This window comes from Butyricicoccus intestinisimiae (assembly GCF_018918345.1).
GTDB classification, from domain to species: domain Bacteria; phylum Bacillota; class Clostridia; order Oscillospirales; family Butyricicoccaceae; genus Butyricicoccus_A; species Butyricicoccus_A intestinisimiae.
Map to the genome: position 1 here is coordinate 105,163 of NZ_JAHLQI010000007.1, position 8,472 is coordinate 113,634.

Consider the following 8,472-nt stretch of genomic DNA (forward strand, 5'->3'; position numbering starts at 1 on the left):
AAACAGAGGCGGTGCACCTCTGTTTCTTTTCCTGTTAAGTTGTTCTACTTTACAGCGAATACGGTAGTCGTATCGGCTCCTTGTTGTCCTCGTACATAGGTTGGAGCAACCCATTTTACAACCAGCTTCCGTTTCTTGCTGTCTCGCGGACCAGTCCAAAAACCTTGGAAATGCCCTCTCCGGATATGTGCAATCGGTGAGCGTCTGTGTGATGCAGAGTTTGTATTTGTATTGCTGTTCTCGTATACCTTCTTTTGTTGGCGCAAAGTCGCACCGATCCGGTATCCTACACGCCGCACTTTTGCAGGCTTTTGAGATTTTTTACCTGTTGTTTTGCGCGTTTTGGGAGTAGGAACACTGACAATATCAGATCCAACCGATTGCAAATACAATATGATTTGTGCAGCATACAGTGGGAAAACAACCTCTGTAGACAGAATGCTGTTTTGTAATTTGGTTTCTCCGCTTGCTTTTCTCGACTCGTTGCAAAGATCAATCAGGGCATCTATCACGTCTTGTATAACAGCACCCTCTTTTAGGGGAATAAAAAACGCAGGTTGTTTTTCATCCTTACTATCCCAGATCGTGAAAAAGAATGTATCAGCAACAGGAGAACATTTAAATAAATCATCCTGCTCAATTGTGATGAAAAAATTACCGGAAAAGAAATGCTTTTCTTCCCCTTTGTTTACACGAATAACGTGTTCTATTGATGGAACCTGCACGGCAATGCAGTGATACGGAAGATTTTTGAGTAGTTCTACCGGCAGTTGAGCATCACTTTTCATCTCTTTCGCCTGTTCAAACAACTCTTGAGATACCGTGTTGTCTACTTTATAAACAGCACGGTATTTACGCCATCGTGCAACGCAGAATAATTCCGCACCGTAATCTATAGAATCGTTGAGGCCCATACCAAGTCTTTGCAATTCCTTTCCGCAATTCAAGATTGTGTCGCAGACATTCCACCGCACACCCATATCGTCATACTTTTTCTCACAGTCTAATGCGTACATGTTAACATCTGCCACTCAAAATGTATTTAAACATACTCAAACACATCGAGAAATTGAAGTCCTCACGGATACTTCTTACTGCTTCAACGTGTATGCTTTGGCGATTACAAGTAATACGCTACTCACAGGTTCTTGTACACTCCACAGTCGTGAATTTCCGAAATAGCCTTCGGTACATACTTACGTTTGCTTGATTATGCAACTTCGTAAGTTACAGCATCTCTAAGATTAAGACTTGCATTGAAATCTCTATCTTCGATATAGCCACAATCACAACGATACATTCTATCTGAAAGTTTTAAATCTTTCTTGATAGCACCGCAGCAGTGACACATCTTAGATGATGGATACCATCTGTCTACAACTCTTAACTCAATACCATTAGCATCACATTTAGCTTTTAACTTGGTTCTAAATTCATAAAACTTCTGCGATGCAACAGCTTTTGAAAGATGTCTGTTCTTCATCATTCCTGATACATTCAAATCTTCAATAGCTATATAAGATGGCTTGATTTTCACTATCTCAGCTATTGTCTTATTGATATAATCAGTACGGATATTGTCTATCTTATGATAAAGTTTCTGTACCTTAAGCTTTTGTTTTTGTATATTTTTCTGAGTGGACTCTCCTTTCTTTAAATTCTCATACTTACGTGAGAGACATCTTTGTTCTCTACACAATTTCTTTTCTAATTTCTTGGCTCTTGCTGACTTATTGATGTTTTTATATATCTTACCGTCAGAAACAACTGCCAAATCCTTCAAGCCTAAGTCTATTCCAATACCATTATTACTGTTGTTAGCAATATTTATGTCTGGAATTTCCACAAGAACAGATACATAGTATCTACCTGCTTTAATGGATACGGTACCGCTTTTTATCTTCCATCCATCTTTAGTTGTGGGGATGTAACCTTTTTCTTTAATGCGTACCCAACCTAAAGTCGGTATTTTTATTCTATGTCTCTCGCAAGCTAAACCCTTTGGATTACCCCTTACAAAATACATTTTTACATCTGATTTGCCTTTCTTTTTGAAATTAGGAAAAGCACTCTGATGTTTAAAAAATCTTATAAAAGCAGTGCAACCATCTTCAATAGACTTCTTTACGGCTTTTGAAGATACTTCTTTGATCCATACTTTATCAGGATTATTAGGAATATATTCATTATTGAGCCACACGCTAAAGCTTTTTCCAGTCATAAACTTTTCGCCTTTATTATGCAGCTCTTTGTTGTATCCAAGATAGAAGTTATAGATGTATCTGCAAGTACCAATAGTTTTGTTGATTCTGACTTTCTGTTCATCTGTCGGGTTTATTTCTGTCTTGAAGCACTTTAGCAATTTCCTCATCTCCTTCTATTTGTTTTTTGTACTTACGAAGTCCATACAATCTACAAGAGAAAACGTGGAGTATGGATACAATATCCTGTACTAGTTCTTCTTGCGGTGATAGGTCTTCGTTGTTCACTACCACTATGGCTGTATTGAACTTCATACAGAATTTTTCAAACCAATCATAACCAAATCTGATAAATCTATCTTTGTGTGTGACTATGATGGTTTTAATTTTTTGTTCCATGACTTCATCTAATAATTGATTCCACTTCTTACGATTGTAATTAAGACCACTTCCGTAATCCTCAATACATTGATCTACAATAATACCTTTAGCATTGCAAAACTGTCGTAAAAAAGCTACTTGGTTTTGCAAATTATCTTTTTGATTTCTTGTAGATACTCTGGCATAAATAACAGTTTGGCGATTATCGTTTTCTATGTTTATACCCTTAAATTGAAGATATTGGTCGTAAGTGTAATAACGCCTATTAGTTGGAGTTCGATTTGCTTTTAGAATTCCTTCTCTATCCCAACGTTGTAACGTCTTGACAGAAACACCTAATAATTCAGCAAAATCTTTTGGCTTATAGTTAGTGATATTAGAAGTGTTCATTATAATATCCTCCATGAGTATATTATAACACATTTAATCACTAATGTCAATGTTTTTAGTTACTTAAAGAAATCTCCTTTCTTTTGTACTCGTCACTACTTCAGCAATGCTAAACCAAAATTTTGCACTAAGTATACTGCACTCGTCAAGTTGCCAGAACCATCATACTGTCCGATTAGACTACACTTCGTGTCTGTACTCAGCAAAGTATAGCTTTGTGTCAAATCGCACGCTACTCCGTATGCAAATCGTGCAATCTGTTCTTGTGTTTGTGCAAGGTCAACAACAGACTTCCAATCCGTTAAGATGCACGCTTCCGCAGACAATACGCGGACCGCATTTCCTTGATGTAATTTTTTGCGTTTATGTACTTCGACATGATAATATGTACATGCGGCATATACCGTTTCGATATTACAGTCACAGATTGCAGCAGTTTTTTCTGTGTTCCGCACTTGAGAATACGTTTCTGCTATTTGTAAGTACCGCTGTTTACGTTCTTCTGTCATGCGCCGATGTCTCTTTTTTAATGGTACGCCGAATTGTTTACATGCTTTGTGTACAGTCGGCCGCCCGACTGAAAAATGTTTTTTTGTTTTCTCAACGTTACCATTCGCTTCATAGTAATCAGCAATTTGTTTTAACAAAGTATACTCATCCTCAGCAGATAAAACCTTCCGAGACTTTTTTGCGTCCGCAAAACCAGCACGCAGTAAATATTTTTGTATTGTTTGCAAAGCAAATCCAGTTTCCTTTGCGATTTCAGAAGCGGTCTTACCGGTGCTATACAGCGATAGTATTTCTGATATGCTGCTGCCAGGCAAAGAGTTGCCGAAAGTTTGTGTGTTTTTATTACTCTCAACAGAAATACCGTGTCTGCGCAATACGTTAGATACTGTGTATACCGGCACGTGAAACAGTCGTGCTGTCTGTTTCACATTCTGTGTCTGTGCATAATTGCGAATAATTTCCTTTTGCTTGTCATCTGAGAGCAATTCATCTAATTCTCCCGCGTTTGCTAGTGCACGGTGAGCAACATTGTATGGTATAGAACATACAGCCGCAGCCTCTCTCACTGATTTGCTATTGCGATATGTTTCGATCAAGGTATTTTTGTTGTAATCATACATCAAAATCTACCTCATATCCTTGACTCAATTTAAACAATGTTTTTTCAGACAATCTTTCACCATTTTCCGCAGAAACTATTTTCTGTGTTGCTAGGTTACACAATGTAGCGGCATCATGTAACGACAATCCTTTTTCTTCTCGTGTTTGTTTTAATTTTCTTCCGAAAGAGAATTTGAAAAATTTATGTGTACGATAGCAATTACATATATCCTGTATTCGCAATAGCTTTTCATAGTCATTTCCATAAACAATTTTATCTAATGATACATCAAGAGCATCACACCACTTGATAAATTTTTTAAAACTCGGAGCCTGCCCTTTTCTCTCAAAATTAGAAATAATAGGGGACCAATCATCCATAGCTTTGGCAAAATCCTCTATCGTGATGTCCGCTTTCATCCGAGCGAAGCGAAAATTTAATCCGATTTTTTCTTTCTGTATCATTACTACAGTTCTTTCCTTTCTGGTTCGCACAGAGATACACCATAAGACTCGCACAAAAGAAATAGACTCTGTTCTGACATTGTTGTATTTCCGCATTCTATTTTTCGTATTGTATCCTTGTTGATACTGCACAGTTTTGCTGCATCTTCTAACGATAATTTCTTTTCTTCTCGCATTCTTTTGAAAAAAGAAGCAAGATAGCTGCGATAATTATCGTTTTTTCGCATCATTGTGCAGATGTGCCGGATGCTCAACATCTTTTTGTAATCATCTCCGTGAACAATCTCGTCTAATGATACACCAAGTATTTCACAACAGTGTATAAAGTTCTCAAATCCTAAAAGTTTTCTGCCTTGTTCTAAACTCGCAATAGCACTTTCACAAACGTTTAAATCCTTTGCAAATTTTCTTACCGATATATTGGATCTAAATCTGGCATATCGGATATTCAATCCAATCTTCTCGTTTTTAGTTATTATGATACCTTCAACACAATTAAATTCGGCATCGTTTTCAGCCCGATTCTTAAATTCATGCTGTACAAACGTGACAAAATTGTAGTCGTAGTTTTCCTTTTCATCATCGCGCATCTGTTCGTACCATGAACTCTCCATGTTGTGCAGTATCATCGAGTAATACTCACGTTCTGTTAATTCTTGCCCGTCATCTTTTCGTACAAATTTCATATTCGTTTCCTTCGATTATATCAAATCGTTACCGTGTTCTCTTGTCCACTCATCTGCGATTTCTTTCTGGATTTTCCAATCCGAATATGTAGTGAACATATCATCCGATGCACACCAATCATCAAATTCCTGAGAAACATAATCTTCAAAAGAAGAATATTCTTCCTTTTCATCTTCATCCATGCAGTCATCCCAGTTGTTCTTGAGTTCTCTCATAACAGATTCGTGATATTCTTTTTCTGTCATGGCGAATTCACCTGTTTCTTTGTAAACGTAATCATATTCTTTCATAATGCGCTCTCCTTTTCTCGATTTGTTACGTATTATTTCGTCCGCCTCATCAGAAGATAAGTCTTCCCAGTCTATTGGTGGGTCAATAGGGAAAACGTAACTTATGCCAGTAGTCCACTTTCCGTTAAGTTCTTCTAGCCACGCATATGGATCTTCTGGTTCAGCGTCCCAGCAGAGTGTGACATAATTGTCCTTTCCGATTTCCTTTGCATCGCATTCTGCACAGACTACGATAGAATATGGTTCTGTTTCGTTATCGAGCATATACCTGCTGATTTTGCCTTCCCATTCTCCGTACAGAGCATAATTATGTCCATGATATGTTAGCTTGATACCCTCGGCATGTTCCAGCGTGAGAGCTTCGGTTGTGTAATACATCGGTCATTCCTCCTCATGCATTTTCTGAATCATCTTATCTACTTCATCCGAAGTTAAGTTTCCCCAGTTTTCTGGTGGATAGATCTCATCAACAACGTAGCTCGGTACATATGCTTTGATTTTCATATTCATTTTCTCCTTAATCAATATAGTCTTTCCACTTGTCTGTCCCGAAAGCCTTTGTAAATATTTTGTCTCGGTCTTGAGTCCCCAAAAATTCGTACAACGGCATTCCCGGATCGAGAATTTTATAACTGTCCTCAATTAAAGCAAATGTGGAGGCAAGACTGTTTTTTTCGACATCTTCTGTCGTTACATGTTTTTTAAACTCATTCGGATGATCTAACATATACTGATTTGGCAAAAGCTCTACCAGAATTTGTTTTGCCCCTCCGAATCTGTGTTCCTGTACATGTCTGTCATATGTACCGCAAAACTCATGTTCAGCGTAATACCTTCCTTCAAAAGTCCAATATCTTTGTGTTATGTTCTGACATGTCATATTTGTCATGTAAATCATAAACTGATCTACATTCATGCCGACTTCTTTTAGAACATAATCTGCCGGTGCAAACCTTCGTTTGCCGTGCAGTTCATAGTAATTGATAGGGTTCCATCCTCTGTATGAGCCTTGTGCTGTTGTCGTAAGCTCGTAATAAAACAACTGCATCGGCACTGCCATAGTGGCATATCCGTACAACGTATTTGTCGGAACATCCAATGCGTTCACCATATGAATCTTTCTAAGATTCCAAGAAGCCTCTTTTATCTTTCCTTCTTTTTCTTTTTCAGGATCGTAGAGAGACTGCTGCTGTCTGAGATATTCTTCTCCTTGTTTTATCTTTGCTCGTCTCTGTCTTGGCTTATCTGTCGCAAGCAACGCTCCGAATAAGCCCCATGCCAACCAATCTAGCATATTTCATTCCAAAATCCTTTCTATATTTGTATAATATCTACATATATTATACCTTATTTATTATGTATTGACAACCGAATTGAGGGAAGATTCGTACCACACAATGTCTTCCGAGATGCTGGCTGCATCTATGATCCCATACCCCAATCTCGTACCACGCTGTGCGTCAAACAGTTGGTAAAACAACCCTTCACAATCCAGTCCTTCAAGCAAATCCTCGCACGTATCTCCCGTTGTGATGCCTTCGAATGTTCCATCCCACGGATTGTTTGCCCAGTGTTCAAGCTGCAATCCATCAGCATTTCCTGTGTATCTGTTATCCTCCGATGTGACGATCATTACATACTTGTAATTCGTTTTCATTTTCGTAACTACATCTCCTATCCAACATCAATCAAAACGGAACAACGCCGGACGCATCAAAATCATCTGGCGTTTTGTCCGTATACTTACAAACTTCTCGTACAATCCACGATGTGTCAATTTCCTCGCGGTCTTTTTCACTCGTCACGATGTGTGTCGCAATCCGTGTGAAGCTTCACACGACTAAAGTCGCGTACTTCCCCATAAGTGTATAAAATACACGTAGCCTCTTTAGGAGACAGGGACTGCGTTTCTGCATGTACAGCCTTAACTCAGAAATCTCATGCCACTAAGGACATAAGCTCCGCATTAAGGTTAATTAATGTAGCAAACGTGCAGGTGCTTCTCTTACTGCACTGAGGAATTTTTGCCTCAATGAGCAACCATAAACTCTCATCCATGGATTTTATAATCTCACGTATAAAATATCTGGCACCAATGTTATATGATGCAGACAGATCACAGTTATATGTCTTCCCATTTGGAAATTTACATATCTGATAGGTATTAAAACCGGCATCCTTGCCACGGAGAATGCGACCGCTGCCATCATACGCAAGAGCGGAAGTTCCCCATGCACAGACACGGCTTATGTGCATGCCTAACCTGTGGGCTTTGTTAGTCACAATCGACTGGACTTCCTGACTGCGCCAGAGCCTTATGCGCTGTTTCTTTGAACCGCGTACCCTGCCGATTTTGTTGAGATGTTCAAATACAATGACATCCGCATTGTAAGAGGCGGCGGTTTTAATAATAAACTCCGCAGTTTTCACCGAAATGTCATGGTTTATGCCTTTGACTTTTGCCCATAATCTAGGTGTTTTGTTATTTCCATTCTGCTGTGCCTTTTTAATACGGTTAACGCTGTGCATCAGATGGTCTGTTTCTTTAGGAAGTTTACAAAAATGTCTTCCGAGAATAGTGCCATCACTCTGCATCACGCTTACCGTGGAGGCAGTGTTTATGCCAAGATCCACAGCAACAATAGTCTGATTGAACACTGTGGTGTCATTGAGTGTACGTCTTTCCTCAAACGGAAAGTCCAAAAACCACTCATGGCCGCGTTTCTGGAGCGTCGGGGCGCACCGTTTACGGTCATGGCAGTGTTTAGTTATGTAGTCCATGTCGGATTTCCGCAGGCTGATGTTAATCCAGTCCCATGTATTGCGGGTGTATACCTTAACCTGTGCAGTGTAGTCCCCGGTCTGGTTATACATTCCAGAGCGGTACATTGAAGGGTAAACATATCCGGCTTTAGGTGGTGAAGGTCTTTTGCCGTTTGGCTTTTCTT

Annotated in this window: 11 protein-coding genes; all 11 read right to left on the minus strand. The window is 39.1% G+C overall.

Annotated elements, in window-relative coordinates; all coding sequences use genetic code 11:
- Positions 1-44: 44 nt before the first annotated feature.
- A complete protein-coding gene (locus KQI75_RS12230; RefSeq protein WP_216471077.1) occupies positions 45-1,016 on the minus strand; it encodes a hypothetical protein in 972 nt (323 codons plus the stop codon).
- Between the two features lie 194 nt (positions 1,017-1,210).
- Positions 1,211-2,362: an RNA-guided endonuclease InsQ/TnpB family protein gene (locus KQI75_RS12235; protein WP_407927192.1), complete on the minus strand. Its 1,152-nt coding sequence runs from the start codon at positions 2,360-2,362 to the stop codon at positions 1,211-1,213.
- Positions 2,322-2,957 (minus strand): IS607 family transposase, encoded by a 636-nt coding sequence (locus KQI75_RS12240; RefSeq protein WP_216471091.1) that lies wholly within the window; start codon positions 2,955-2,957, stop codon positions 2,322-2,324. Before KQI75_RS12240 ends, KQI75_RS12235 begins: the two co-directional genes overlap by 41 nt.
- A 110-nt stretch (positions 2,958-3,067) precedes the next feature.
- Positions 3,068-4,102, minus strand: a complete 1,035-nt coding sequence (locus tag KQI75_RS12245) for a COG3415 family protein (RefSeq protein ID WP_216471079.1) — start codon at positions 4,100-4,102, stop codon at positions 3,068-3,070.
- Entirely contained in the window at positions 4,095-4,547 is a 453-nt protein-coding gene (locus tag KQI75_RS12250) for a helix-turn-helix domain-containing protein (protein ID WP_216471080.1), read from the minus strand. Before KQI75_RS12250 ends, KQI75_RS12245 begins: the two co-directional genes overlap by 8 nt.
- Before the next feature lie 2 nt (positions 4,548-4,549).
- A complete protein-coding gene (locus KQI75_RS12255) occupies positions 4,550-5,233 on the minus strand; it encodes a helix-turn-helix domain-containing protein (RefSeq protein ID WP_216471081.1) in 684 nt (227 codons plus the stop codon).
- Positions 5,234-5,248: 15 nt separating this feature from the next.
- Complete coding sequence (locus KQI75_RS12260) at positions 5,249-5,902, minus strand: hypothetical protein (RefSeq protein ID WP_216471082.1); 654 nt, start codon at positions 5,900-5,902, stop codon at positions 5,249-5,251.
- A gap of 3 nt (positions 5,903-5,905) precedes the next feature.
- Positions 5,906-6,028, minus strand: coding sequence for a hypothetical protein (locus KQI75_RS13720; RefSeq protein WP_281416236.1), 123 nt, complete (start codon positions 6,026-6,028; stop codon positions 5,906-5,908).
- A 13-nt stretch (positions 6,029-6,041) separates the two neighbouring features.
- Positions 6,042-6,818, minus strand: a complete 777-nt coding sequence (locus tag KQI75_RS12265) for a hypothetical protein (protein ID WP_216471083.1) — start codon at positions 6,816-6,818, stop codon at positions 6,042-6,044.
- 60 nt (positions 6,819-6,878) lie between these two features.
- Positions 6,879-7,181, minus strand: a complete 303-nt coding sequence (locus KQI75_RS12270) for a hypothetical protein (protein ID WP_216471084.1) — start codon at positions 7,179-7,181, stop codon at positions 6,879-6,881.
- A gap of 281 nt (positions 7,182-7,462) precedes the next feature.
- Positions 7,463-8,472 (minus strand): transposase (locus KQI75_RS13635; protein WP_246566658.1); only part of this gene is annotated, 1,010 nt, incomplete at its 5' end.